This is a genomic window from Glycomyces sp. NPDC050141 (assembly GCF_055586545.1).
Genome location: NZ_JBVJHZ010000001.1, coordinates 204,679 through 228,695, shown reverse-complemented (window position 1 = coordinate 228,695; position 24,017 = coordinate 204,679). Strand labels below are relative to the sequence as shown.

Here is a 24,017-nt window from a genome sequence, read left to right as displayed (position 1 = left end):
AGGAGTCCTGACATGCATCTGAAGGACACCACCACCGGCGACATCATGAAGACGCTGACGAAGCTGCTCCATGAAGTCGGCGGCGCTTCCGGCCTCGCCCTCAACCTGGTCGCGCTGACCACCGAGGACGAGCGCGAAGAGGTCGAGAAGGCCGCTTCGTTCGCCGCGCAGGAGCACCCGTACCGGCTCATCATGGCGATCCCGCGCGACCTCGCCGCGGCCGAGCCGCGCATCGACGCCGAAGTGACCGTAGGCGAGCGGCTCGGCTCCGCCGAGGCGATCATCCTGCGCCTCGACGGCCCGGCCGCCTCCCACCTGACCTCGATCGTCCTGCCCATGCTGGCCTCGGACGTCCCCGTCGTCACCTGGTGGCTGCTCGACCCGGTCCGCTACGGGCTGGAGCAGGAGCTGCGCAGCTTCGCGGACCGCCGCATCACCTACTCGGCCCGCGCGGCCGACCCGGTGCAGTCGCTCTACCGCCGCGCCGAGTCCTACGCGGCGGGCGACACCGACATCTGCTGGACCCGCATCAGCCTGTGGCGCTCGCTCATCGCCAGCGCCTTCGACGGGGTGACCCACGCGGTCGAGAAGATCACCATCAAGGCGGACGACGACGACCCGTCGGCGCAGCTCATGGCCGCGTGGCTGCACACGCGCCTGGGCGTCTCGCCGGAGATCGTCGACACCGAGGTGGAGCGCAACTCCGAGCACCTGCCCGCGATCGCCTCCGTGGCGTTCACGATGGCCGGGGGCGAGACCATGGAGGTCGAGCGGAAGGCCGACGGCTCCACGGTGCTCCGCCAGGCGGGGCTGCCGAAGCGCCGCCAGTCGCTGCAGGGCCGCACGCTGGGCCAGCTGCTCGCTGAGGAGCTGCGGCACATCGACCCCGACACCGCGTACCGGAAGGTGCTCGACACCTTCCAGGAGCACTACGCGGCCGAGCGGGCGAACGCATGAGCCGCTCCGGCGCGGTGATCGTCCACAGCGACGCCGACGTGCTCGCGGAGGCGGTGGCGGCGCGGCTGCTCAACCGGCTCGCGGACGCGCAAGCGCACCGCGGTGAGGCGTCGATCGTCCTGACGGGCGGGCGGATCGCGGCGAAGGTGTACCAGAACATCCTGGCTTCGCCGATCCGCTCGGTCGTGGACTGGTCGAAGGTCGACTTCTGGTGGGGCGACGAGCGTTTCCTGCCTTCGGGCGATCCGGAGCGGAACGAGACGCAGGCGCGGGAGGCGTTCCTGGACCACCTGCCGGTGGACCCGGCGCGCGTGCACCCGATGGCGGCCGAGGACGAGGTGGCCTCGCCCGAGGACGCCTCGTTCCTGTACCGCGAGGAGCTGGCGCGGGCGGCGGGCGGCGAGGGCGTCCCGGCGTTCGACCTGCTGCTGCTGGGCATCGGCGAGGACGGGCATGTCGCGTCGCTGTTCCCGGGCAGCCCGGCCCTCTTGTCCACGGTGTCGGTGGTGGGGGTGCGCAACTCCCCCAAGCCGCCGCCGGAGCGGGTCTCGCTGACCCTGCCTGCGATCAACGCCGCCACGGCGGCGTGGATCATCGCCTCCGGCGCGGGCAAGGCCGAGGCCGTCGATGAGGCGCTGTCGAAGGGCGAGCTTCCGGCGGGCCGTGTGAAGGCGGTGGGCCACACCAGGTGGCTCATCGACAAGGACGCGGCGTCGCACCTGAAGCACCTGGAGTTCTAGGCAAGACGCGAGGGCCCGGACCTGACGGTCCGGGCCCTTCGCCGTGTCGGCGCACCGCCCAACCTTGCGATGCTCTGCCGAGCTTAGCTGCGCCTTCTAAAACAGGGAGCGTTCGCCGCGGGCGGCGGCGCGGGCGGCGAGGGCTTCGGCGAGGAGGTCTTCGGCCTCTTCGTCGCTGCGGCGCTCGCGCACGTAGGTGAGGTGGGACTTGTACGGCTTGGCGGTGCGGCGTTCCGGGGGGTTGTCCTGGTCGGGGCTGGCGGGCCAGCCGCAGCAGGTGCAGTCCCACTCCTGGGGGACTTCGACGTAGAGCGCGAACGACAGCGCGGTCTCGTGTCCGTTGGCGCACCAGTACTTGATGTGCTGGCGGGGTACCGGCTCGCCGCGTTCGGAGTGGAGGCCCGGGGTCGCGCCAATGCGAGTGCCGCGGATGGCCTGTCCGTTGGACATATGTGTGATCGCTCCTCACAGACGGGGGATCTTCTGTGGATGTCGACCGGACACGGCCGCGGAGAGGAGCGTGCGGGAAGGGACCGCGCGACTCCCCTGAACGTCGCCGTGGAGTCACCGGCCGGAGCGGCTGGGGCACCGCCCTCAGCAAGTCTATGACGTAAAGCACACACTGTAAAGACTATGGCGAAATGGTTTCACATAAAGACAGGGACCGTGCACTGACGCACGGCCCCTTAACGACTCGCTCCGTCCCTAGGAGATCCGCAGGACGATCTTGCCCCGGGTCCGCCCGGTCTGGCTCGCCCGCCACGCGTCGGCGGCCCGGTCCAGCGGATACGTCTCCGAGATCGGCACGGTCAGCTCGCGGTTCTCGATCAGCCCCGCCAGGTGGTCGAGGTCTTTCGGCGTCACGTTCATGAACACGTAGTGCCCGCCCGCCTCGCGCACTCCGGGGTCCACAACAGACACCACACGCGTCGGATCGGTCCCCGCCTCGATCGACACGTCCACCGCGTCCCCGCCCACGGCGTCGATCGCCGCATCGGGGCCCTCGGGCACGAGCCGCTTCAGGCGCTCCAGCAGCCCCGGACCGTACTCGACCGGCTCGGCCCCGAACGCGAGCAGGTAGTCGTGGTTGCGGGCGCTGGCGGTCCCGATGACGCGCGCGCCGCGGGCCTTGGCGATCTGCACGGCGATAGTGCCGACGCCGCCCGCGGCGGCGTGCACGAGGACCGTGTCGCCCTCCTTGGCCTGCACGGCATCGAGCGCCTGGATCGCGGTCACGCCGACGAGCGAGAGGCCGCCCGCGGAGTCCCAGTCGAGGTTCGCGGGCTTGCGCGCGATCATCCACGGCTCGGCCACGGTGTACTCGGCGTACGTCCCCCACTTGGCGACCGGGCGGCGCACGTACCCGAACACCTCGTCGCCGACCTCGAACCCCTCGACCTCCGGCCCGACCTCGGCCACGACCCCGGCCGCGTCCCACCCGGGGATGAGCGGGAACTCCCCCGGGATCATCGAGTCGAGGTAACCGGCCGCGAGCTTCCAGTCGACCGGGTTGACCGAGGTCGCCTTGAGGTTGACCAGCACCTCCCCCGGCGCGCACTGCGGCCTCGGGACCTCGGCGACTTCGAGCTCATCCGCCCCGCCGTAGCGGGACAACACCACTGCCTTCATGAAGGCATCCCATCACGATTCGCCTGCCGCGACGGCGGGAACGGGCCTACCCGGCGGACCGCGGACTACCGCGCGGCCCGAGAACATGTCAATATTGTTGACATGTTCTCTGACGAGCGCGACATCGCGCTGTTCTTCGGCGGCTGGCGCGGCTTCGTCGACGGCGCCGACTCCCTGCTGGCCTCCCACGGCCTGGGCCGAGTGCACCACCGGGTCCTCTACATCGTCGTGCGCAGGCCCGGCATCGGCGTCGGTGCGCTGGCCCGCGGCCTGGGCGTCTCCCGGCAGGCGCTGCACCGGCCCCTCTCCGAACTGCGCCGCCGCGACCTGGTCCGCTCGGTCCCGGCGGCGCACAGCGCACGCGAACGCGCCCTCGCGGCGACACCCGAAGGCGAGGAACTCGAACGCGCCGCGACCGGTCCCCAACTCGCCCACCTCGAGCGGGTGTTCGCCGCGGCGGGCCCCGAAGCGGTGCAGGGATGGCGCCGGATCATGCACGACCTCGCCGCGGCCGCCCTCGAAGCAGCCCCCGACGGTGTCCGCACACTCCTCGATCCGGAGGATCACGATGCTCGACAGGCTTGACCTGCTCAGCGGCCGCACCGGCTACCGCGCCGACGGACCGCCCGACGCGCCCGTCGTCGTCTTCATACCCGGAGCCACCTTGCCGATGTTCGTATGGGACGAACTCTCAAAACACTTGGTGCCCAGCGGTTTCCGCACGATCAGATACGACCTCCTCGGCCGCGGCGACTCCGCCTCGCCCAGGACCCGGTACGACGCGGACCTGTTCGACCGGCAGCTCACCGAGCTCTTGGACGCGCTCGGCGAGCACCGGCCGGTCCACCTGGTCTCGCTGGCCTTCGGCGCCCTGATCGCGGCCGGGTTCGCCGAACGCCACCCGGAACGGGTGCGGTCCCTGACCTACATGGCCCCCGACGGATTCGGCGTCCAGCTCTCGCCCGCCGCCCGGCTCCTGCTGCGTCCGGTGATCGGCGAGATCCTGATGGGCCTCGCGGGCTCCCGCATCCTGCTGGCACGACTCGACGACTACTCCGACCGAAGCGAAGTCGTGGAGCGGCTGCGCGCACGGTTCCGGCCGCATGTCGGCGCACCGGGCTTCCAGCGCGCGGTGCTCTCCTCGGTCCGGAACATGCCGGTCCATGACGCCGCGACGCTCTACCGCCGCAACCGCGCCGTCCCGACCCTGGTCCTCTGGGGCCGCGACGACCGGGTCACTCCGCTGCCGCAGCCGGAGGTCCTGACCGCAGCGATGCCTGACGCACAGGTACGGGTCATCGACGGCATGGGCCATCTCCCGCAGACGGAGCAGCCCGCCGAGACCGCCCGAACGCTGCGGGAGTTCTGGAGCGGGATTTAGTACACGAAAGCGCGGGGGGGGGGGGGGGGGGGGGGGGGGGGGGGGGGGGGGGGGGGGGGGGGGGGGGGGGGGGGGGGGGGGGGGGGGGGGGTGGGGGGGTGTTGTTGTGTGGGTCGGGTTGGTGGTGGGGGTTTTTTTGTTTGTTGTCTTCCTCTCCATCTTCGTTGGTTGGGGGGGTCCCCCCCCCCCCCCCCCCCCCCCCCCCCACCCCCCCCCCCCCCCCCCCCCCCCCCCCCCCCCCCCCCCCCCGCGGGAAGTCTTGTGCCGCTTAGACGAGCGTGCGCAGGAGGAGACCGAAGGCCACGATGCAGGCGAACCAGATGACGCCCACGCCGATCGTGATGCGGGTGAGGTTCTTCTCCGCGACCGAGGAGCCGGAGGCCACCGAGGACATGCCGCCGCCGAACATGCTCGACAGACCGCCGCCCTTGCCCTTGTGCAGCAGCACCATGAGGATCAGGACCGCGCTCGACAGGAGCAGCAGGATCATCAGGGTGTAACTCAGAACCGTCATCATCGGTGATCGGGTGTCCTCTCAGCAATTGCAGCCCGTTATGGGGCGCGGGCCACCGTCGAGTCTAGCGGTGGAGCCTCAATACCAACTCTTGGGGTTTGCATTTTGCAATCCCAAATCTTGAATTGCAACTCCGCCTGCGCATGAACGCAAAGGAGCCGCCGCACAACGCTGTGCGGCGGCCCTGCATGAAACCGGCGGCGCTTGCGCGCCGCCGGGGAAAACTACGCTCCGACGTGTTCCGGGAAGCGCACGATCTTGGCGAACTCTTCAGCGTCGAGGCTCGCGCCGCCCACGAGGGCGCCGTCGATGTCGGGCTTGGCCATGATCTGGGCGACGTTCGAGGACTTCACCGAACCGCCGTAGAGGATGCGAACCCGCTCCGCCACAGCGCCGAACTTCTCGCCCAGCGCCTGGCGCAGCGCACCGATGACCTCCTGGGCGTCCTCGGCGGAGGCCGTGCGGCCCGTACCGATGGCCCAGACGGGCTCGTAGGCCACGACGACCTTGGCGAGCTCTTCCTCGTTGAGGCCGTCGACCGCCGCGATGAGCTGGCTGACGGAGTGCGCGATGTGGTTGCCCGCCTCGCGCACGTCCAGGGCCTCGCCGACGCAGAGGATCGGGCTGATGCCGTTGTTGAGGGCCTGGCGGACCTTCGCGGCCACCAGCTCGTCGCCCTCTTCGTGGTACTGGCGGCGCTCGGAGTGGCCGACGGCCACGTACGAGCAGCCCAGCTTCGCGAGCATCGAGCCGGCGATCTCGCCGGTGTAGGCACCGGACGGGTGCGCCGACAGGTCCTGGGCGCCGAAGCCGATGGTGAGCTTGTCGCCGTCGACGAGCGTCTGCACGCTGCGGATGTCGACGAACGGCGGCAGGACGACGGTCTCGACCGCTTCGAGCTGCTCGCGGGTGAGGCTGAAGGCCAGCTTCTGCACCAGTGCGATCGCTTCGAGGTGGTTGAGGTTCATCTTCCAGTTGCCGGCGATGAGCGGCTTGCGGGTCTCAGTCATCTATTTCTCCAGTGCGTCCAGGCCGGGCAGGGTCTTGCCCTCGAGGTATTCGAGGGAAGCGCCGCCGCCGGTCGAGATGTGCCCGAAGCCGTCCTCGGGCAGGCCGAGGGTGCGGACCGCGGCGGCGGAGTCGCCGCCGCCGACCACCGAGAACGCCTCGGAGTCCACCAGCGCCTGCGCCACCGTGCGGGTGCCCGCGGCGTAGTCGGGGAACTCGAAGACGCCCATGGGGCCGTTCCAGAACACGGTCTTGGCTCCGGCGATCCGGTCCGCGAAGAGCTTCGCGGACTCGGGGCCGATGTCGAGGCCCATGCGGTCGGCCGGGATCGCGTCCACGCCCACGGTGAGCGGCTCGGCGTCGGCGGCGAACTCGGCGGCCGTGGTCGTGTCGACCGGCAGCAGCAGTTCGACGCCGAGCTTCGCGGCGCGCTCGAGGTAGGACTTGCAGACGTCGATCTGGTCCTTCTCCAGCAGCGACGAACCGACCTCGAAGCCCTGGGCCGCGAGGAACGTGAACATCATGCCGCCGCCGACGATGAGCGTGTCGACCTTGTCGAGCAGGTTGTCGATGACCGCGAGCTTGTCGGAGACCTTCGCGCCGCCGAGGATGACCACGTACGGCTGCTCGGGCTTGCCGGTGAGCTTCGAGAGGACCTCGACCTCTTTGGCGATGAGCCAGCCCGCGTAGTGCGGGAGCAGCTGCGCGACGTCGTACACGGAGGCGTGCTTGCGGTGCACGGCGCCGAAGGCGTCGTCCACGTACACGTCGCCGAACGCGGCCAGCTGGCCGGCGAACTCGGCCCGCTGGGTGTCGTCCTTGCTGGTCTCGCCCTTGTTGAAGCGCAGGTTCTCCAGCAGGAGGACGTCGCCGTCGCCCTGGGCGACGGCCTTGGTCTCGGCGTCCGACCCGACGGTGTCGGTAGCGAACGCGACCTCGCGGCCGAGGACCTCGCCGAGGCGCTGGGCCACGGGGGCCAGCGAGAAGGCGGGGTCGGGCTCGCCCTTGGGGCGGCCCAGGTGCGAGCACACCACGACGCGGGCGCCGGCGTCGGCCAGCGCCTTCACCGTGGGCGCGACGGCGCGGATGCGGCCGTCGTCGGTGATGTTCTTCCCGTCGAGAGGCACGTTGAGGTCGGCGCGTACCAGTACGCGCCGACCCGTGACGCCCTCCTGCAGGAGTTCGTCGAGCGTCTGCATCAGACTGCTAGCCGACCAGCTTGACGAGGTCGACGAGGCGGTTGGAGAAGCCCCACTCGTTGTCGTACCAGCCGAAGACCTTGACCTGGTTGTCGATGACCTTGGTCAGGAGGCCGTCGATGATGCACGAGTGCGGGTCGGTCTCGATGTCCTTGGAGACGATCGGGTCCTCGGTGTAGTACAGGATGCCCTTGAGCGGGCCCTCGGCGGCGGCCTTGAGCGCGGCGTTGACCTCTTCGGCCGTCACGTTGCGCGACGCCTCGAAGGTGAGGTCGGTGATCGAGCCGGTCGGGACCGGGACGCGCAGCGAGTAGCCGTCGAGCTTGCCGTTGAGCTCCGGCAGCACCACGCCGACGGCCTTGGCGGCGCCGGTGGTGGTGGGGACGACGTTGAGGGCGGCGGCGCGGGCGCGGCGCGGGTCCGAGTGCGGGCCGTCCTGCAGCATCTGGTCCTGGGTGTAGGCGTGGATCGTGGTCATCAGACCCTTTTCGATGCCCACGGACTCGTTCAGGACCTTGGCCATCGGGGCCAGGCAGTTGGTGGTGCACGAGGCGTTCGAGATGATGTTGTGCTTCTCGGCGTCGTACTTGTCGTGGTTGACGCCCATCACGATGGTGATGTCCTCGTTCTTCGCCGGAGCGGAGATGATGACCTTCTTGGCGCCGCCTTCGAGGTGGGCCGAGGCCTTCGTGCCGTCGGTGAAGAAGCCGGTGGACTCGATGACGACGTCCGCGCCGACCTCGCCCCAGGGGAGGTTCTTCGGGTCGCGCTCGGAGAACGCCTTGATGGTCTTGCCGTTGACGGTGAGCTCGCCGTCGCCGATCTTGACCTCGTACGGCAGGCGGCCGAGGATCGAGTCGTACTTGAGCAGGTTGGCGATGGTGTTGAGGTCGCCAAGGTCGTTGAAGGCGACGATTTCGATGTCGGCACCAGAGGCGAGAACCGCCCGGAAGAAGTTGCGCCCAATGCGGCCGAAGCCGTTGACGCCCACACGGATGGTCACGTGGCCATCTCCTCGCTTGAACAGGATCGAATATCTGACTGAGACCGGGAGCGGTCTCGTACGCGATCCGTTCAGCCGAATAGCGACGGTGGAACGAATCGCTGTTCGGCCTCGTCGCCGAGCACTTCTTGACCCTACCGCTGCGGTTCCTGAACCTGTCGCGGCCGGTTCCCCCCGATCATGTCACACCCGGAACAGGGGTGTGACATCGCGGTTAAGCGTAGCCGTTGCGTGGCCGCCCGTGCGGGTTTCCGCGCCGGGCGCCGGGCGGGTCGCGCGCGGGTTACGCGACGAGCATTTCCTCTTCGGCCACAACGTCGTCGGGGCCGGGAACGCCGTGCTCCTGGGCCCGTTTGGTGGCCATGTTGATGAGGCGGCGGATGCGCCCGGCGATGGCGTCCTTCGTCAGAGGCGGGTCCGCGAGGGTGCCGAGTTCCTCGAGCGAGGCCTGGCGGTGGTCGAGGCGCAGGCGCCCGGCGGAGGCCAGGTGCTCGGGGACGTCCTCGCCGAGGACTTCGAGGGCGCGGGTGACCTTCGCGGCGGCCGCGACGGCGGCGCGCGCGGAGCGGCGCAGGTTCGCGTCGTCGAAGTTGGCGAGGCGGTTGGCGGTGGCGCGCACTTCGCGGCGGACGCGCCTTTCCTCCCAGGTCAGGACCGAGGAGTGGGCGCCGAGGCGGGTGAGCAGTTCGCCGATGGCGTCGCCGTCGCGGATGACGACGCGGTCGACGCCGCGCACGTCCCGGGACTTGGCGGCGATGCCGAGGCGGCGGGCCGCGCCGACGAGCGCGAGGGCCGACTCGGGGCCGGGGCAGGTGACTTCGAGGGAGGACGAGCGGCCGGGCTCGGTGAGGGAGCCGCGGGCGAGGAAGGCCCCGCGCCAAGCGGCCTCGGCGCAGCACGGATAGGCGCCGACGACGTGGTTGGGCAGGCCCCGGACGGGGTAGCCGCGCTGGTCGGTGAGGCCGATCTGCTTGGAGAAGGCCTGGCCGTCGGCGATGACGCGCAGCAGGTAGTGGTTGTTGCGGCGCAGCCCGGCGGCCACGAGGACGTGGACCTCGGACTCGTAGTTGTACAGCTTGTCGATCATGCGCTTGGCGCGGCGGGCGACGTTCCCGGCGTCGACCTCGGCCTCGACGAGGACGTTGCCCTGGCCGACGAGGTGGAGGCCTCCGGCGAAGCGGAACAGCGCGCCCAGTTCGGCGCGCTGGCAGCAGGACTTCGTCACCTCGATGCGACTGAGTTCGTCCTTGACCTCCGAGGTCATCGCCATTCGTTAACCACCATCTTCGACCAGCAGGTTTCCCAATACGGCAGCCAGCGCGGCGACATCGTGCGTCACGCCGTCGGAGGCGAGGTCCGCCGCCACCAGCTGGGCCTCCAACGATTGTGCCGCACTGTTCAACGATCCGGGATCGGCGAGGGTTCGGGTGTCGCCTGAGACGACGTAGTGAAACCGGACACCTTCGGCGTATCGGCGCAGCGTGTCGACGTGACCGGCGAGGGTGAGGCCGTCGGTTTCCTTCTCTTCGGAGAGGTTGAGCACCACGACCTTCCTCGCTTTGGAGGCGGCGATGGCCTCGCGGAGGTCGGGCAGGAGCAGGTGCGGGATGACGGAGGTGTACCAGGAGCCGGGGCCGAAGACGTGCCAGTCGGCGTCGGCGACGGCCTGGAGGGTCGCGGGGCAGGCGGTGGCTCCGGCGGGGAGGAGGCGCACGTCCTTGACGCTGCCGTCGGCGACGGCGATGTCGTGCTGGCCGACGATCGTGCGGGTGCCGGTGCCCTCGATCAGGTCCGCTTCGATGTCGAGCGGGGTGGTGGACATGGGGAGGACGCGGGCGCGGGAGCCCAGGAGGCTCCCGGCGAAGTCGAGGGCGTCGACGGGGTTCGCGTGGAGTTCGAGGAGGCCGGTGAGGACGACGTTGCCGACGGGGTGGCCGGTGAGGAAGTCCTCGCCGCCGAAGCGGTGGGAGAACAGCCGGGCGGTCTCGGACTTATCCGGGTCGGCGGTGGCGACGAGCGCCTTGCGCAGGTCGCCGGGGGGTAGGACCGGGCGGGTGGCGCGGATGTCGCCGGTGGAGCCGCCGTCGTCGGCCACGGTGACCACGGCGGTGAGGTCGAGGTCGAGCCTGGTGAGGGCGCGGAGCGAGGCGGACAGGCCCCGCCCGCCGCCGAACGCGACGACTCTGGTCATGCACTCACCTCGGAGATACGGCCCTCGGGGGCGGGGCGGCCGGTGCGGAGGAGAGGTGCGCTTGGGGGACCCGCGGGCGCGGCGGCCCGGTCGGGTCCCTCGGGCGCTTCGGTCACTCGTTGCCCCGGTCGCGGTGGTGGGTGTTGGCGGGGAACCCGGCGGCGCTGAGGCGCTTCGCCAGTGACTCGGCGATGGCGACGGAGCGGTGCTTGCCGCCCGTGCAGCCGATGGCGATCGTCATGTAGCGCTTGCCTTCCCGTTCGAACCCTTGGGTGGTGCCGAGCAGCAGGGACGCGTAGGCGGCGACGAACTCCTCGGCGCCGTCCTGGCCGAGGACGTAGTCGGCGACGTCCTGGTCGATCCCGGTGTGCTCGCGCAGGGTGGGAACCCAGTACGGGTTGGGAAGGAATCTTACGTCGGCCACGTAGTCCGCATCGCGCGGGATGCCGTACTTGAACCCGAATGACATGCAGGTGAACTGGAGTCCGGAGGCGGAGGGCGCGAGGAAGGCCTCCTCGACGCGGGACCGCAGCTGGTTCTCGTTCAGGTGCGTGGTGTCGAAGAGGGTGTCGGCCGAGCCGCGGGCCGGTTCGAGGATGCGGCGCTCGGCGGCGATCCCGTCGGCGAGCATGCCGTCGCCCTGGAGCGGGTGGGCGCGGCGGACCTTCTCGAAGCGGCGGATGATGATGTCGTCGTCGGCGTCGACGAACACGAGGTGCGGTTTGAAGCCGCCCTTGCGGAGGTCCTCGATAACGCCGACGAGGTCGGTCATGAACGCGCGCGAGCGCACGTCGAGGACCATCGCGGTGCGCCGCACTTCTTCGCCTCCGGCCGCGGCCAGCTCGGCGGCCTGGCCGACGAGCGATTCGGGCAGGTTGTCGATGACGTAGTAGCCGACGTTCTCCAGTGCCCGTGCCACCGTCGAGCGGCCGCCGCCGGAGATCCCGGTGACGATCACGAGGTCCAATTCGCCGCGGTCGGTCGCGCCCGCTTGCACTGCTGCCACACCCATAAGTCCAGTATCCCCGAGTTCGTTCCTGCCGCCGTGGTGACACGGCTTCGACGTGCTTGCCGAACTGACAAGCGTATTACTACCTACCGCTTCTCAAGCCCCGTTGTCGTCGGGATTACGCAGATGTGTCTGCAAGGCCTCGGCCAGTTTCGGGCCGATGCCCGGAACCGCCTCCAGTTCGGACAGTTCGGCCTCGCGGATCTTCTTCACGGACCCGAACTGCTTGAGGAGGGCCTTGCGCTTGGACTCGCCGAGGCCGGGCACGCCGTCGAGGGCGGAGGTGATGAGGCTCTTGCGCCTCCTGGTGCGGTGCAGGGAGATCGCGAAGCGGTGGGCCTCGTCGCGGACGCGCTGCATCAGGTACAGCGCCTCGGAGGTGCGCGAGAGGATCACCGGGTACTCCTCGCCGGGCAGCCAGATCTCCTCGAGGCGCTTGGCGAGGCCGGCGAGGTTGATCGTGTCGATACCGAGCTCGGCGAAGACCGCTTCGGCGGCGGCGACCTGCGGCTGGCCTCCGTCGACGATGAGCAGCTGCGGCGGGTAGTGGAAGCCGCGCTTCGGCTCTTCGTCCTCCTCCTTGGGCGAACCGGCGGGCTGGTCGGCGAGTTTGGCGAGGCGGCGGCGCAGGGTCTCCTGGAGGCTCGCGAGGTCGTCCTTGCGCTCGCCTTTGATGACGAAGCGGCGGTACTCGCTCTTGCGCGGCAGGCCGTCCTCGAAGACGACCATCGACGCGACCACGTCCTCCCCTTGGGACTGCGAGACGTCGTAGCATTCGATCCGCAGCGGCGCCTCGGGCAGGTCGAGGGCGTCGGCGAGCTCTTCGAGGGCCTTGGAGCGGGCGGTGAGGTCCCCGGCGCGCTTGAGCTTGTGGCGCTGCAGGTTCTCGACCGCGTTCTTCTCGACGGTCTCGGCCAGCGCCCGCTTGTCGCCGCGCCTCGGAACGCGGACGTCTACTTTGGAGCCCCGGCGTTCGGAGAGGAGCTCGGCGAGCGCCACCGCGTCGTCGGGCAGCGCCGGGACGAGCACTTCGCGGGGCACGACCTCGTTCTGCTCGCCGTAGAACTGGAGGCAGAACTGCTCGACGATACCGGGCAGGTCGACCGGTTCGGGCTTGTCGATGACCCAGCCGCGCTGGCCCCTGATGCGGCCGCCGCGCACGTGGAAGACCTGGACGGCGGCCTGGAGCTCGTCGTCGGCGACGGCCATGACGTCGCAGTCGACGTCTTCGGCGAGGACGACGACCTGCTGCTCGAGGACCTTGTCCAGGGCGGCGAGGTCGTCGCGCAGGCGCGCGGCGCGCTCGAACTCGAGGGTCTCGGAGGCCTCCTGCATCTCCTTGAGGAGGCGGCGGCGCACGGGGGCGTGGTCGCCGGACATGAAGGCGCAGAAGCCGTTCACGAGTTCGCGGTAGTCCTCGGCGGAGATGCGGCCGACGCACGGCGCCGAGCACTTGCCGATGTCGGCGAGGAGGTTGGGGCGGCCGATCCGCTCGCAGCGCTTGAACTCCGAGTCCGAGCAGGTGCGGATCGGGAAGACCCGGGTGAGGAGGTCGAGGGTCTGGCGGATGGCCCACGCCGAGCCGAACGGCCCGAAGTAGCGCACGCCCTTGCGGCGGGCGCCGCGCATGACCTGGGCGCGCGGGAACTCCTCCCCCACGGTGACGGCGAGCCACGGGTAGGACTTGTCGTCCTTGAACATGACGTTGAAGCGCGGGTCGTACTCCTTGATCCAGGTCCACTCCAGCTGGAGGGCCTCGACCTCGGTGGCGACCACGGTCCACTCGACGCTGCGCGCCGTGTTGACCATGCGGCGGGTGCGCTCGTGCAGCCGCGTCTCGTCCGCGAAGTAGGAGTTCAGGCGGTTCCGGAGGTTCTTGGCCTTGCCGACGTAGATGACGCGCCGGTCGCGGTCCCGGAAGCGGTAGACGCCCGGCGCGGTCGGGATGGTGCCGGGGGCGGGACGGTAATCAACAGCCACACCACAAGGATATGACCCGCCCCCGACACTCCCGTGACTACGGCATGGCCGCCAAGGCCTTCAGCTCCGCCTGGAGCCCTTCGACCTCGTCGCGCTCGATGCCGCGCGCGGTGAACCACGAGCCCAGGTTCTCCACGTCCCTGGTGAGGAACTCGAAGCCGAGCGGGTTCGCGTACAGGTCCACGACCTGCGGGAGGTCGAGGACGACGAGCCGCCCTTCGTGGACGACCGTGTTGTACGGCGAGAGGTCGCCGTGGGCGAAGCCGAGCTCGGTCATGCGCCGCAGCGCCTCGGCGGCCTGCTCCCACAGGCTCTCGAGTTCGACGTCGTCGGGTTTGGTCTCGGCCAGCCGGGGCGCGGCGGTGCGGCCGTCCCCGATGAACTCCATGAGGAGTTCGCGGCCGAGGATCTGCACCGGGTACGGGACCGGCACGCCCGCGTTGTACATGGTCTTGAGCGCGTCGAACTCGGCGGCGGCCCAGCGCCCCGCGGCCTGCTCGAGGCCGAAGGTGGTGCGCTTGGCCATGGCGCGGGCGTCGCGCGAGCGCTTCGCGCCGCGTCCGGCCATGTAGTCCCCGGCCCGGTTGAACTGGGTGTGCTCGGCGCTGCGGTAGCGCTTCGACGCCATGATCACGGCCCGGTCGGTGCCCGGTACGGCGCGTTCGACGAGGAAGACGTCGGCTTCCTTGCCGGTCTTGAGGACGCCGAGCTCGTAGTCGACGGCGCCGTGGTCGGTGATGACCCACGCCGGGCGGGGCTCGGGGCCGCGCTGGAGCGGCTCGGAGTCCCACCAGATCGACCAGCGGTCGCCGGTCATCGGGCCGTCGTCCTGCGGCATCTCGTCGAAGACCGTGCGCATCTCTTCGAAGCGCTCTTGGTCTTCGGCGGAGAACACCTCGTCGTCGTCGAACTGGCGGCGACCGCGCTTGGTGGATTGGAAGGAATCAGAAAAATCAGACTTGCGTGCCAAGGTGGCGAGCTCCTGGAGGAAGGTCCGTCGCTCGCTGCGGAATCAGCGCGAGTCGACGGGAGGTGAACTGAGTTTCATGGCGCGGGCGAAGACAACGACAGCCATCAAAGTCACACCTCCATTCCTCAAGAGTCCCAAGGCGACACGCCTCGGGCAACAGATGCGAGTCTAACGGAGGCCATCGGAACCGCGCAACTGGTTTTTTCGATGGCCTCCGCCACATCAGTGGCCTGCGGATTCGTAGCGGGCGATGCCTGCTCGCGCGACCAGGACCGCGATCGCGAAGAGCACCAGCGCGACCACCGGCGGGACCGCGAGCCACCAGGCGGGGAGGTCGCCAGTGAGGATGCGCACCGGGACGTAGTTGACGAAGGCCAGCGGCACGACCCAGGTGAGCACGGTGCGCACGGCTTTGGGGTAGATGGTCAGCGGGAAGCGCGTGGCGGTCTCCTGGGTCTGGGCGGTCAGCCAGGCGAAGACCGGGGTGGGCCCCTTGAGCCAGAAGTTGGCGCAGTTCATGATCGTGATGACCGTGAGTTGCACGACGACGGCGCACATGAGCAGCAGGACCGCCGCCGGGATCATCGAAAGCGGAATGCCGGCGCCGCTCCAGCCGATGATGATCATGGTCGCGCCGGTGGTCAGGTTCGCGGCCGACTGCATGCCGATGGCGCTCGAGCCGATCTGCATCATCACCGGGGCCGGGCGGACGATCGCGTAGTCCAGTCCCCCGTCGACGATCTTGCGGCCGAGCGTCCACGCTCCGTCCCACCCGACCTCGGTCACCGAGTCGGTCAAGACCATGAAGCCGATGAGCAGGAGCATCTGCGGGAAGCCCCAGCCGTCGAGGGTGGTGACCTGCGCGAAGATCACCGCGATGAACGCGAGCTGGGCGGCCTGCTGGATCAGCGCGACCGAGATCATCGTCCAGAAGTCGGCCGGGTACTCGGTGATGGAGCGGAACTGCGCCGTGATGAGGCGCGCGTAGAGGGATGCCGTGTGCCGCATTTCAGCCTCCGTGGATGGTGACGGCCCGGACCGCGCGGCTCCACAGCCAGCGCCCGAGGAGCCAGAGGACGACGACCCAGGCGGCCTGGGCCGCGATGAGCCCCAGCGCGACCGGGGTGTCGACCCGGCCCAGGTAGATCTGGGACGGGGTGGTCGTGAAGTGCACGAACGGCAGGCACCAGGCGAAGGCCTGCAGGGGCCCCGGCATGACGGCCAAGGGCACCATCGCGCCCGAGAAGAACGCGACGACGGTCTGCCGCGCCCACATGATGCCGTGGTAGCTGCGGGTCCAGAAGCAGAGCATCGTGGACAGGTAGACGACGCTGAAGGCGATGGGCGCGATCAGTGCGACGCTGACGAGCGTGAGCAGCCCCGCAGCGGCAGAGGCGGGCGGCAGGGGCGTGAAGAAGACCAGGGCGATGAGCAGCCCGACCACCATGGTCGGGAGGGACCCGGCCAGGCCGCCGTAGAACTCGGCGGCCCGCGCGCGCTGGAAGTCGACGGGTTTGAGCAGGTCGATCGCGACGCTCCCGTCGAGGATGCGCTGGGCGGTGTCGGAGCCGCTGAAGATGAAGGTGGCCGTGACGAAGGCGATCACGTAGTAGGTGCGCATGGCGTCCCAGTCGTAACCGGCGACCGAGCCCTGCTCGGTCAGGATGGTCCCCCACAGCGTGAGCGAGACCAGGAGTTCCCCGCCGCCGAGCGCGACGCCGAAGATCCAGTTCATGCGGTAGGCGAGGCGGCGTTTCAGGGCCACGACGGCAAGGGCGTAGTCGACGGAGAACGCGCTGGGGCGCGCGCGCAGCGGTGCGGCGGTCAAAAGCATCAGTCCCGGGGGTAGGGAGAAGAAGGGGAGGAGAGGACAGCTTGCCCTGCAAGGGCTTTCCGAGTCAAAGCCATTTCGGCTCTCGGATCAGTGGCCTGCGGAGTCGTAGGCCTTCAGGCCCGCCCGGAAGGTGAGGACGGCGAGGAGGGCGGTGGCGGCGGCCGCTATCGGCGGGGCGAGGAGCCAGAGGGGGTCGGTCTTGCCGGTGAGGATCTGGACGGGGATGAAGCTGGCGAACGCGAGCGGGAGGCCGAAGGTGAAGACGATGCGGACGGCGGCGGGGAAGATCGTGATCGGGTAGCGCATGGCCTCGTTCTGGAGCTCGGCGAGCATGAACGCGAGGACCGGGGTGCGGCCCTTCATCCAGAAGTTCGCGGCGTTCGCGATCGTGAGCAGCGAGGCCTGGATGACCGCCGCGCACACGAGCAGGAAGAGCGCCACGGGAATCGCGGCGGCGCTGATGCCGGCGCCGATCCAGCCGACGGTGATCATGACCAGGCCTACCGTGACGTCACCGAAGACCTGCATGCCGACGTGCTTCGATCCCACCTGGACCAGAACCGGTGCGGGCCTGGTGATCCGGTAGTCCATGTCGCCTTCGACGATCATCTTGCCGGTGTCCCAGATGCCGTCCCAGAACAGGGCGGTCGACCCCCACGAGGTGGCGAGGAAGCCCGCGAGGATCAGCATCTCGTGGTAGTCCCACCCGGCGATCGCGTTCACGTTCCCGAACAGGATGCTCAGGAACGCGAACAGCATGACCTGCCAGGACATCCCGGCGATCGCCATGACCCAGAAGTCCGCCGGGTATTCGGCGATGGAGCGGAGGTAGGCGCCGATCGAGCGGCGGTAGACGCCCGCGGTGTGACGGGCGTTCAGGGCGTCAGCCGCCATGGATGGTCACCTTCTTGACGAGCTGGCGCCAGATCAGGCGCGCGAGCACCCACAGGCCGACGGTCCAGGCCGCCTCGGCGGCGATGAGGCCGAGGGCCCCGGCGGTGTCGACGCGGCCGAGGTAGATCGACGCGGGCGTGGTGGTGAAGTGGACGAACGGCATCGCCCAGGCGAGGCCCTGGAGCCAGCCGGGCATGAGCGCGAGCGGGATCATCATGCCGGAGAAGAACGCGACCATGCTGTCCTTGGCCCACTGGATGCCGAGGAACCGCTGGGTCGCGAAGCAGCACAGCACCGCGAGGTAGCTGATGCAGAACGCGAGCGGGAAGATGAACAGCATGCTGCACACCGTGAGCACGGCCGCGAGCGGCGAGGCCGGGCCCGCGGGCCGGAAGACGACGACCGCGATCACGGTGCCCAGGACGGCGGCCGGGACGGAGGCGAGCATGCCGCCGATGTACTCGGCCGCGCGCGCCCGCTGGAAGTCGACGGGCTTGGTCAGGTCGATCGCGACCAGGCCGTCGAGGATGCGGTTGGCCATGTCCCATTCCGCGCCCGCCCAGGCGAGGGTCGTGGTCAGGAAGCCGATGACGAGGTAGGCCTTCATCGCCTGCCAGTCGTAGCCGCCGACCTCGCCGTCGCCGATGAGGTGGTTCCAGACCGCCAGGCCCGACAGCAGCGCCCACCCTCCGAAGAGGACCGAAAACAGCCAGGTGCTCTTGTAGGCGAGCTTGCGTTTGAGCGCGATCGTCGCGAACGCCACGTCGACGCTGGACATCAGTGCCCCGCCGAGTCGTAGGCGCGCAGGCCGAGCCGGTAGACGCCCGTGGCCAGGAGGACCGAGCCGATCACGGCCGCGGGAACCCCGGCGAGCCACCACGCGGACATGTGCCCGGTCACGACCGCCACCGGCACGAAGTTGATGAACGCCACCGGGACCAGGAACATCGAGACGAACCGCACGGCGATAGGGAAGATCCCCAGCGGCATCTTCATCGCGTTGCCCTGCAGCTCGATCATCAGGAACGCGAAGATCGACGCCTGGCCCTTGATCCAGAAGTTCACCGCGCACAGCGCCGTCACCAGCGCCGACTGGATGACCGCGGCGCAGGCCACGGCGAGGACGCCGATCGGCACCGCGGCGAGGCCGATCCCGGCGCCGATCCAGCCGTACACGAACATCGCGGACCCGAAGACGACCTCGCCGATCGACTGCATCCCGATGTGGGAGCTGCCGACCTGGATGATCACGGGCGCGGGCCGGGTGATCCGGTAGTCGATGTCGCCCTTGATGACCATCGACCCGGTGCTCCACGCGCCGTCCCAGAACAGCGCGTTGCATCCGCCCGCGACGCTGAGCAGGCCCGAGAGCATCAGCATCTCGTGGTAGCCCCAGCCTTGGACGTCGGGCACGTTGGCGAAGAGGACGGCCAGGAACGCGAACTGGAGGATGTTCCAGACCGCCCCGGCCGTGGCCATGACCCACAGGTCGGCCGGGTACTCCGCGATCGCGCGGATCTGCGCGAACCAGGTGCGCCAGTAGATGGCGAACACGTGCCGCGCGGGCACCGCGCGCTCGAACGTCAGGTCAGCCACCGTGCACCGTCACTCGCTTCACCGCGGTCCGGAATACCAGCCAGCCGAGCACCCAGAGGCCCACGGCCCAGGCGGCCTCGGCCGCGAGCAGGCCCAGGGCGCCCGCGGTGTCGACGCGCCCCAGGTAGATCGCCGACGGCGTGGTCGTGAAGTGCGGGAACGGCAGGGCCCACGCGATGCCCTGGAGCCAGCCGGGCATGAACGCCAGCGGGATCATGAGCCCCGAGAAGAAGCTGAGTAGCGCCTCCCGCAGCCACATGATGCCGAGGTAGCGCTTCGTCCAGAAGCACACCAGGGTCGAGAGGTACGTGAGGCCGAACGCCAGCGGGAACATCAGAATGAAGCTCACGACGGTCAGGAGCCCGGCGACCGGCGACACCGGGCCCGGCGGCTCGAAGAGGAGCCACGCGGCGACGACGCCCATCAGGGCGGTCGGGGCCGTCGAGATCATCGAGCCGATGTACTCGGCCGCCCGGGCCCGCTGGAAGTCGACGGGCTTGGTCAGGTCGACCGCGATGTGGCCGTCCAGGATGCGGTCGGCCATGGTCCAGTCGGCGGCGCCGAAGACCATGGTCGCGGCCACGAACCCGATGATCGTGTAGGCCCGCATCGAGTCCCAGTCGTAGCCCGAGAGCGTGCCGGAGCCGATGAGGTTCTGCCACATGACCATCGCGATGAGCATGGAGCCGCCGCCGATGGCGAGGCCGAAGAACCAGTGGGACTTGTACGCGAGTCTTCGCTTGAACGCGATGACCACGAGCGCGCGGTCTACGGCGAGACTGTGGCTCACTTGGTGAGCTCTCCCGCGTACAGGCGGCGGATGACGTCCTCGATGCTCGGCTCGGAGAGGGACAGGTCCCTCGGGGAGAGCTGCGCGGTAAGGGAACCGAGCACTTCAGCGGTGGTGAAGCGATTCGACTCGTACGTCACGACGACCTCGCTGGCCGCTTCGCCCGCGGCCCACTCGTAGTCGGGGAACCTCTCGGCGAGCGCGGGCACATCGGCCGCCCCTTCGAGGTACAGGTTCACGGCCTTCGTCGTGATGTAGTGGGCCTTCAGCCGCTCGATCGACCCGTCGTAGGCGATGGCGCCCTTGTCGATCACGACGATCCGCTCGCACACCTCCTCGATGTCGGCGAGGTCGTGGCTGGTGAGCAGCAGCGTCGTGCCGTCGTTGACGAGCTCGCGCAGGAACGCGCGCAGGCGGTCCTTCACCGAGATGTCGAGGCCGATCGTCGGCTCGTCCAGGTAGACCATCTTCGGGTCGTGGATGAGCGCGCACGCCAGGTCGGCGCGCATCCGCTGGCCGAGCGAGAGCGTGCGGGCCAGCGCGGGCATGAACTCGCCGAGGTCGAGCAGCTCGTCGAACTTCGCGATGCGGGCCTTGTAGTCGGCGTCGGAGACGCCGTACATGTGCTTGAGGAGCTTCAGGGACTCCTCGACGGGCAGGTCCCACCACAGCTGGGTGCGCTGGCCGAAGAGGACGCCGATGTCGTGGGCGTTGGCGATGCGCTCGGTGTGCGGGTCGCGGCCCATCACGCGGATGGTGCCCTCGGAGGGGCGCAGGATGCCGGTGAGGAGCTTGACCGTGGTGGACTTGCCCGCGCCGTTGGGTCCGACGTAGGCCACCGATTCGCCCGGTTCGATGGAGAGGTCGATCCCGTCGACCGCGGTGTAGTTCTTGAACTTGCGCTGCATCAGGTGTTTGACGGCGCCCTTGAACCCCGGGTCCTTGTCAGGCCTGCGGAAGGTCTTGGTGAGGGATTGGGCTTCGAGAATCGGCATGCCTCCACCGTATGGAAATCCGGTGGGAGCGGGCCACTCGTTTTCCGCGCGTCAGGACGCCGGCGCGGTCTCCTCGGCGGTGGTTTCGGGTTGCTTCTGGACCGGAATGCCGTTGCGGGCCTGGAGTTTCCGCCTGATCCGTCCGGGCAGTTTCGGGGCGTTGCGAAGTAGCTCACGCGGGTTGATGCGTTCCAGCGGAAGGAAACAGGCCATAGCGACCATATGGGGCAGGAAGCTGATCTCGACGGCGAGGAACACCGTCAGGTGGAACAGGTAGAAGAACGCGACGATGCCGTACTTGAGGCGTTTGGCGGCGACGAACATGACCACGGGGCTGAGCAGTTCGAACGCGACCATCCCCCACTGGGAGAGGCGCAGCATCCACGGGAATTCGAGGAGCCAGGTGGAGTACTCGGTGCCGCGCCGGATGATCGCCCAGGTCATGGTCGCGGAGTTGACCCATCCCCAGCCGCCGTAGCGGATCTTGGCCCAGGCCGCGAAGAAGTAGGTGCAGACCACGCCGATCTGGACGAGGTTGAAGCCCCACCCGACGTGCTCGGAGAGGTTCCGGCGGTCGCCCCAGCGGGCTTTGGGCATGGTGGGCAGGAGGAACAGGAGGATGAGGAAGCCGAACTTGCCGTGGTCGACCTTCCCGTAGGACATCGCGATGATCATCCACTCGAAGTACGCGACGGCCACGATCCAGCCGAACAGGCGCGGGGCCTTGTTGCACATCATCGGGATCGAGGCGGCGAGGAGGACGACGAGGGTGCCGACGACGATCCAGTAGTCCGGGACGGGGAAGACCGGGAGGACCCGGGCGATGAACAGCGGCTGGTAGAGCTCGCCGGGGACGTGGCGGTGGCCGATGATCCACGGCATGTACCACCACCAGTCGACCCAGATGAACGCTCCGGCGAGGAAGCGCATCGCGGCCACGCGGCCGAGCGCGACGGGCTGGAAGAACCAGCCGGTGGCCTTCTGTGCGAGGGGCAGCGGCGTCACGCGTCGGCTCCTTCGCGGGTGTAGGTGGCCTCGACGATCTCGGTGACCTCGCCGGTCTGGTGGCCGTCTTCGAGCCGGTAGCGCCGTTCGATGATCTCGACGGTGACGATCTCGGGCTTGTCGGGGTTGGTGTTCTCGTAGGCCTGTGCGATGTACTCCAGCAGCGAGGGGTCTTCGACGAAGCGGCTCTTCTGGCCTTCGAGCTCGGCGCGGCGGAAGCCGGTGGCGGCCTCGGTGAGGCTGAAGCGCTCGCCCTCCTCGTTGACGGCTTCAACGCGGGTCGACCCGGCCCAGCCGTCGAGCTCCTTGGAGAACGAGTACATCTTGAAGGGCGCGAAGGGGAAGAAGTCGTCCGCGCCCCAGAAGGTGGTGGCGGTGACCAGGGCGAGCACGGTCATGGTGATCGCGACTCGCACGGCCCGCCCGCGGGGGCGGACCTTCACGTACTGGGTACCCACCGCAAGAGTATGGCACGGGTGTGCCACAGGAGACTCGCCCGCTCAGCCGGTCGCGGTCAGCTCCGGGTCGGGCTCACCGCGGTCGCGCTGCGCAGTCTCCTTGCGGCCCTTGAGCCTCGCGCGGGCGCGGCGGGCGAGGTCCTTCGGGTCGATGCGCTCCAGCGGCAGGAAGCAGGCCATGGCGAACAGGTGCGGCAGGAAGCTGATGGTGAGCGCGGCGAAGATCGCGACATGGAAGGCGTAGAAGAACGCGACGATCGAGTACTGGATCTTCTTCCACGGGTACACGAAGAGCACGATCGGGGTGAGCAGCTCGAACGCGATCATGCCCCACTGCGCGAAGGTGAGCAGCTGCGGGAAGTCCAGGAGCCAGTCGGAGAAGACGGTTCCGCGCCGGATGATCGCCCACGTGAAGACCCCGGAGTTGGCCCATTCGAGGCCGCCGTAGCGGAACTTCGACCAGGTGGAGAGGAAGTACGTGCACACGACCGCGATCTGGACGAGGTTGAAGCCCCAGCCGACGCGTTCGGATACGTGCTCGCGGTCGCCCCAGCGGGCCTCGGGCATCATGCACAGCACGAGCAGGAGCGCCATGAAGCCGAAGCTCGCGTGGTCGACCTTGCCGTACGAGTTGTAGATGAGCATCCACTCGAAGTAGGCGATGAACAGGATCCACCCGAACAGGCGCGGGCGGTACCCGAACATGACGGGCAGTGCGGCCGCGAGCATCACGACGAGGGTGCCGGTGACGATCCAGTAGTTCGGGGCCGGGATCGGCAGGATGCGGCCGATGAGCAGCGGCTGGTACAGGTCCTCGGGGAGGAAGCGGTGCTGGATGATGAACGGCTTGTAGGCCCACCATTCGATCCAGACGAAGAGCCCGGCGAGGAACCGCATCGCGGCGACCCGGCCGAGGGCCACGGGCGTGAAGAAGAAGCCGTTCACGTAGCGGGTCACTGCGCTTGCGTCCCTTCGGTCCAGGAGACGGCGATCTCGATCCGCTCGGCGCCGGTGCGTTCGCCGTCGACGAGCTCGTAGTGGACGATGCGCACTTCGGCGGCGACGATCTCCGGGCTGTCGGGGTGGGCGTCCTCGTAGGCCTCGGCGACCAGCGCGAGGAGTTCGGGGTCCTCGCGGAAGCGGCTCAGCTGGCCTTCGAGCTCGGCGCGGCGGAACCCGGTGTCGTTGTCGCCGATCGGGAAGCTCTGGCCGGTGGCGTCGGTGAGGATGAGGCTGGTGCTGTTGGCCCAGCCGTCGGGGTCGTGCGCGTGCGAGTACATCTTGAACGGCGAGAACGGGAAGAGGTCGTCCGTGCCCCACAGCGAGGTCAACCCGAGCGCGAGGGTCATCGCGAGGGTCGCCGCGATGCGCACGAGCTTCCCTCGGCGGGTCAGGGGCGGTTCAGCGACGTCTTTCGGCACCGGGCGAGTATGCCACAGCGCACATGATGCCGTTGCGAGGGAACGTCAGTGCCCGGCGAGGCGGTCCCGTTCGGCCTGCGGCAGCGAGCATGCGGCGGTGCCGCCGGGCAGCTTGTGGCGGTTGCGGGAGATGAGCCGGTAGACCGGCCAGGCGAGCCACGAGACGGGCTTGAGCGAGAGCGCCCAGCCGATGGGCTTCCAGTACCACTGGGCGCGGCGCAGCAGCACCGCGATCGCGTCCGGTCCGGCCCGCTTGAGGTCGGGCTCGATCCAGATCACGGCGGCCTCGGCCTCGTCCTGAGTGACCCCGAGCGCGTCGAGGTCGGACCACTGCCAGGGGGTGACCTTGGCGTCGTTGCGGACGTGCTTCTCCAGGAACTGGGCAGACGTGGTGCAGAACGCGCAGTCCCCGTCGTACAGGAAGGTGGTGTCCATACCGGTCT

The 24,017-nt window shown here is 69.1% G+C and carries 27 protein-coding genes; 4 read left to right on the top strand and 23 right to left on the bottom strand.

Annotated elements, in window-relative coordinates:
* Positions 1-12 precede the first annotated feature (12 nt).
* A complete protein-coding gene (locus tag ACZ60M_RS01030; RefSeq protein WP_465413387.1) occupies positions 13-957 on the top strand; it encodes a glucose-6-phosphate dehydrogenase assembly protein OpcA in 945 nt (314 codons plus the stop codon).
* A complete protein-coding gene (pgl, locus tag ACZ60M_RS01025) occupies positions 954-1,697 on the top strand; it encodes a 6-phosphogluconolactonase (RefSeq protein ID WP_465413385.1) in 744 nt (247 codons plus the stop codon). The genes ACZ60M_RS01030 and pgl overlap by 4 nt, the downstream gene beginning before the upstream one ends.
* Before the next feature lie 96 nt (positions 1,698-1,793).
* Here pgl and ACZ60M_RS01020 read toward each other — a convergent pair whose 3' ends face one another.
* Positions 1,794-2,147 carry an RNA polymerase-binding protein RbpA gene (locus ACZ60M_RS01020; protein ID WP_270109844.1) on the bottom strand — a complete coding sequence of 118 codons (354 nt, stop codon included), beginning with the start codon at positions 2,145-2,147 and terminating at the stop codon, positions 1,794-1,796.
* A 255-nt stretch (positions 2,148-2,402) separates the two neighbouring features.
* Positions 2,403-3,326, bottom strand: a complete 924-nt coding sequence (locus ACZ60M_RS01015; protein WP_465413383.1) for an NADP-dependent oxidoreductase — start codon at positions 3,324-3,326, stop codon at positions 2,403-2,405.
* Positions 3,327-3,428: 102 nt separating this feature from the next.
* On the opposite strand from ACZ60M_RS01015, the gene ACZ60M_RS01010 reads away from it, so the two are divergent.
* Complete coding sequence (locus ACZ60M_RS01010; protein WP_465413381.1) at positions 3,429-3,911, top strand: MarR family winged helix-turn-helix transcriptional regulator; 483 nt, start codon at positions 3,429-3,431, stop codon at positions 3,909-3,911.
* A complete protein-coding gene (locus tag ACZ60M_RS01005) occupies positions 3,895-4,707 on the top strand; it encodes an alpha/beta fold hydrolase (RefSeq protein WP_465413379.1) in 813 nt (270 codons plus the stop codon). The genes ACZ60M_RS01010 and ACZ60M_RS01005 overlap by 17 nt, the downstream gene beginning before the upstream one ends.
* A gap of 268 nt (positions 4,708-4,975) precedes the next feature.
* On the opposite strand, the gene secG is transcribed toward ACZ60M_RS01005, so the two are convergent.
* From secG to ACZ60M_RS00900, 21 genes are all read right to left on the bottom strand, one after another.
* A complete protein-coding gene (gene secG, locus ACZ60M_RS01000; RefSeq protein ID WP_465413377.1) occupies positions 4,976-5,224 on the bottom strand; it encodes a preprotein translocase subunit SecG in 249 nt (82 codons plus the stop codon).
* Between the two features lie 221 nt (positions 5,225-5,445).
* A complete protein-coding gene (tpiA, locus tag ACZ60M_RS00995; RefSeq protein ID WP_465413375.1) occupies positions 5,446-6,231 on the bottom strand; it encodes a triose-phosphate isomerase in 786 nt (261 codons plus the stop codon).
* A complete protein-coding gene (locus ACZ60M_RS00990; protein WP_465413373.1) occupies positions 6,232-7,428 on the bottom strand; it encodes a phosphoglycerate kinase in 1,197 nt (398 codons plus the stop codon).
* 7 nt (positions 7,429-7,435) lie between these two features.
* Complete coding sequence (gene gap / locus ACZ60M_RS00985; protein WP_465413371.1) at positions 7,436-8,431, bottom strand: type I glyceraldehyde-3-phosphate dehydrogenase; 996 nt, start codon at positions 8,429-8,431, stop codon at positions 7,436-7,438.
* Between the two features lie 283 nt (positions 8,432-8,714).
* A complete protein-coding gene (whiA, locus tag ACZ60M_RS00980) occupies positions 8,715-9,701 on the bottom strand; it encodes a DNA-binding protein WhiA (protein WP_465413370.1) in 987 nt (328 codons plus the stop codon).
* 3 nt (positions 9,702-9,704) lie between these two features.
* Complete coding sequence (locus ACZ60M_RS00975) at positions 9,705-10,622, bottom strand: gluconeogenesis factor YvcK family protein (protein WP_465413368.1); 918 nt, start codon at positions 10,620-10,622, stop codon at positions 9,705-9,707.
* A 112-nt stretch (positions 10,623-10,734) separates the two neighbouring features.
* Positions 10,735-11,634, bottom strand: a complete 900-nt coding sequence (rapZ, locus tag ACZ60M_RS00970; protein WP_465413366.1) for an RNase adapter RapZ — start codon at positions 11,632-11,634, stop codon at positions 10,735-10,737.
* 93 nt (positions 11,635-11,727) lie between these two features.
* On the bottom strand, positions 11,728-13,611 hold the full coding sequence (gene uvrC / locus ACZ60M_RS00965; protein WP_465413364.1) for an excinuclease ABC subunit UvrC: 1,884 nt from the start codon (positions 13,609-13,611) through the stop codon (positions 11,728-11,730).
* A 37-nt stretch (positions 13,612-13,648) separates the two neighbouring features.
* On the bottom strand, positions 13,649-14,581 hold the full coding sequence (locus tag ACZ60M_RS00960) for a serine protein kinase RIO (RefSeq protein ID WP_465413362.1): 933 nt from the start codon (positions 14,579-14,581) through the stop codon (positions 13,649-13,651).
* Positions 14,582-14,803: 222 nt separating this feature from the next.
* Positions 14,804-15,589 carry an ABC transporter permease gene (locus tag ACZ60M_RS00955; RefSeq protein WP_465413360.1) on the bottom strand — a complete coding sequence of 262 codons (786 nt, stop codon included), beginning with the start codon at positions 15,587-15,589 and terminating at the stop codon, positions 14,804-14,806.
* A gap of 1 nt (position 15,590) precedes the next feature.
* On the bottom strand, positions 15,591-16,415 hold the full coding sequence (locus ACZ60M_RS00950) for an ABC transporter permease (RefSeq protein WP_465413358.1): 825 nt from the start codon (positions 16,413-16,415) through the stop codon (positions 15,591-15,593).
* Positions 16,416-16,502: 87 nt separating this feature from the next.
* Complete coding sequence (locus ACZ60M_RS00945) at positions 16,503-17,309, bottom strand: ABC transporter permease (RefSeq protein ID WP_465413356.1); 807 nt, start codon at positions 17,307-17,309, stop codon at positions 16,503-16,505.
* On the bottom strand, positions 17,299-18,087 hold the full coding sequence (locus ACZ60M_RS00940; protein ID WP_465413354.1) for an ABC transporter permease: 789 nt from the start codon (positions 18,085-18,087) through the stop codon (positions 17,299-17,301). The genes ACZ60M_RS00945 and ACZ60M_RS00940 overlap by 11 nt, the downstream gene beginning before the upstream one ends.
* Positions 18,087-18,905 carry an ABC transporter permease gene (locus ACZ60M_RS00935; protein ID WP_465413352.1) on the bottom strand — a complete coding sequence of 273 codons (819 nt, stop codon included), beginning with the start codon at positions 18,903-18,905 and terminating at the stop codon, positions 18,087-18,089. The genes ACZ60M_RS00940 and ACZ60M_RS00935 overlap by 1 nt, the downstream gene beginning before the upstream one ends.
* The gene (locus tag ACZ60M_RS00930; protein ID WP_465413351.1) at positions 18,898-19,695 is read right to left on the bottom strand and encodes an ABC transporter permease; all 798 of its coding nucleotides are present in this window, start codon (positions 19,693-19,695) and stop codon (positions 18,898-18,900) included. The genes ACZ60M_RS00935 and ACZ60M_RS00930 overlap by 8 nt, the downstream gene beginning before the upstream one ends.
* A complete protein-coding gene (locus ACZ60M_RS00925) occupies positions 19,692-20,690 on the bottom strand; it encodes an ABC transporter ATP-binding protein (protein WP_465413349.1) in 999 nt (332 codons plus the stop codon). The genes ACZ60M_RS00930 and ACZ60M_RS00925 overlap by 4 nt, the downstream gene beginning before the upstream one ends.
* A gap of 51 nt (positions 20,691-20,741) precedes the next feature.
* Positions 20,742-21,695: an MFS transporter permease gene (locus ACZ60M_RS00920; RefSeq protein ID WP_465413347.1), complete on the bottom strand. Its 954-nt coding sequence runs from the start codon at positions 21,693-21,695 to the stop codon at positions 20,742-20,744.
* Complete coding sequence (locus tag ACZ60M_RS00915; RefSeq protein WP_465413345.1) at positions 21,692-22,153, bottom strand: hypothetical protein; 462 nt, start codon at positions 22,151-22,153, stop codon at positions 21,692-21,694. Before ACZ60M_RS00915 ends, ACZ60M_RS00920 begins: the two co-directional genes overlap by 4 nt.
* 42 nt (positions 22,154-22,195) lie before the next feature.
* Positions 22,196-23,110 (bottom strand): MFS transporter permease, encoded by a 915-nt coding sequence (locus tag ACZ60M_RS00910; RefSeq protein ID WP_465413343.1) that lies wholly within the window; start codon positions 23,108-23,110, stop codon positions 22,196-22,198.
* Positions 23,107-23,574, bottom strand: coding sequence for a hypothetical protein (locus ACZ60M_RS00905; RefSeq protein WP_465413341.1), 468 nt, complete (start codon positions 23,572-23,574; stop codon positions 23,107-23,109). The genes ACZ60M_RS00910 and ACZ60M_RS00905 overlap by 4 nt, the downstream gene beginning before the upstream one ends.
* A gap of 45 nt (positions 23,575-23,619) precedes the next feature.
* The gene (locus ACZ60M_RS00900) at positions 23,620-24,009 is read right to left on the bottom strand and encodes a thiol-disulfide oxidoreductase DCC family protein (RefSeq protein ID WP_465413339.1); all 390 of its coding nucleotides are present in this window, start codon (positions 24,007-24,009) and stop codon (positions 23,620-23,622) included.
* Positions 24,010-24,017 lie beyond the last annotated feature (8 nt).

Bases quoted from the DNA above. Each gene is read 5' to 3' on its own strand.
- ACZ60M_RS01030 (WP_465413387.1), top strand. From the start codon at position 13: ATGCATCTGAAGGACACCACCACCGGCGACATCATGAAGACGCTGACG.
- pgl (WP_465413385.1), top strand. From the start codon at position 954: ATGAGCCGCTCCGGCGCGGTGATCGTCCACAGCGACGCCGACGTGCTC.
- ACZ60M_RS01020 (WP_270109844.1), bottom strand. From the start codon at position 2,147: ATGTCCAACGGACAGGCCATCCGCGGCACTCGCATTGGCGCGACCCCG.
- ACZ60M_RS01015 (WP_465413383.1), bottom strand. From the start codon at position 3,326: ATGAAGGCAGTGGTGTTGTCCCGCTACGGCGGGGCGGATGAGCTCGAA.
- ACZ60M_RS01010 (WP_465413381.1), top strand. From the start codon at position 3,429: ATGTTCTCTGACGAGCGCGACATCGCGCTGTTCTTCGGCGGCTGGCGC.
- ACZ60M_RS01005 (WP_465413379.1), top strand. From the start codon at position 3,895: ATGCTCGACAGGCTTGACCTGCTCAGCGGCCGCACCGGCTACCGCGCC.
- secG (WP_465413377.1), bottom strand. From the start codon at position 5,224: ATGATGACGGTTCTGAGTTACACCCTGATGATCCTGCTGCTCCTGTCG.
- tpiA (WP_465413375.1), bottom strand. From the start codon at position 6,231: ATGACTGAGACCCGCAAGCCGCTCATCGCCGGCAACTGGAAGATGAAC.
- ACZ60M_RS00990 (WP_465413373.1), bottom strand. From the start codon at position 7,428: ATGCAGACGCTCGACGAACTCCTGCAGGAGGGCGTCACGGGTCGGCGC.
- whiA (WP_465413370.1), bottom strand. From the start codon at position 9,701: ATGGCGATGACCTCGGAGGTCAAGGACGAACTCAGTCGCATCGAGGTG.
- ACZ60M_RS00975 (WP_465413368.1), bottom strand. From the start codon at position 10,622: ATGACCAGAGTCGTCGCGTTCGGCGGCGGGCGGGGCCTGTCCGCCTCG.
- rapZ (WP_465413366.1), bottom strand. From the start codon at position 11,634: ATGGGTGTGGCAGCAGTGCAAGCGGGCGCGACCGACCGCGGCGAATTG.
- ACZ60M_RS00955 (WP_465413360.1), bottom strand. From the start codon at position 15,589: ATGCGGCACACGGCATCCCTCTACGCGCGCCTCATCACGGCGCAGTTC.
- ACZ60M_RS00950 (WP_465413358.1), bottom strand. From the start codon at position 16,415: ATGCTTTTGACCGCCGCACCGCTGCGCGCGCGCCCCAGCGCGTTCTCC.
- ACZ60M_RS00945 (WP_465413356.1), bottom strand. From the start codon at position 17,309: ATGGCGGCTGACGCCCTGAACGCCCGTCACACCGCGGGCGTCTACCGC.
- ACZ60M_RS00940 (WP_465413354.1), bottom strand. From the start codon at position 18,087: ATGTCCAGCGTCGACGTGGCGTTCGCGACGATCGCGCTCAAACGCAAG.
- ACZ60M_RS00925 (WP_465413349.1), bottom strand. From the start codon at position 20,690: ATGCCGATTCTCGAAGCCCAATCCCTCACCAAGACCTTCCGCAGGCCT.
- ACZ60M_RS00900 (WP_465413339.1), bottom strand. From the start codon at position 24,009: ATGGACACCACCTTCCTGTACGACGGGGACTGCGCGTTCTGCACCACG.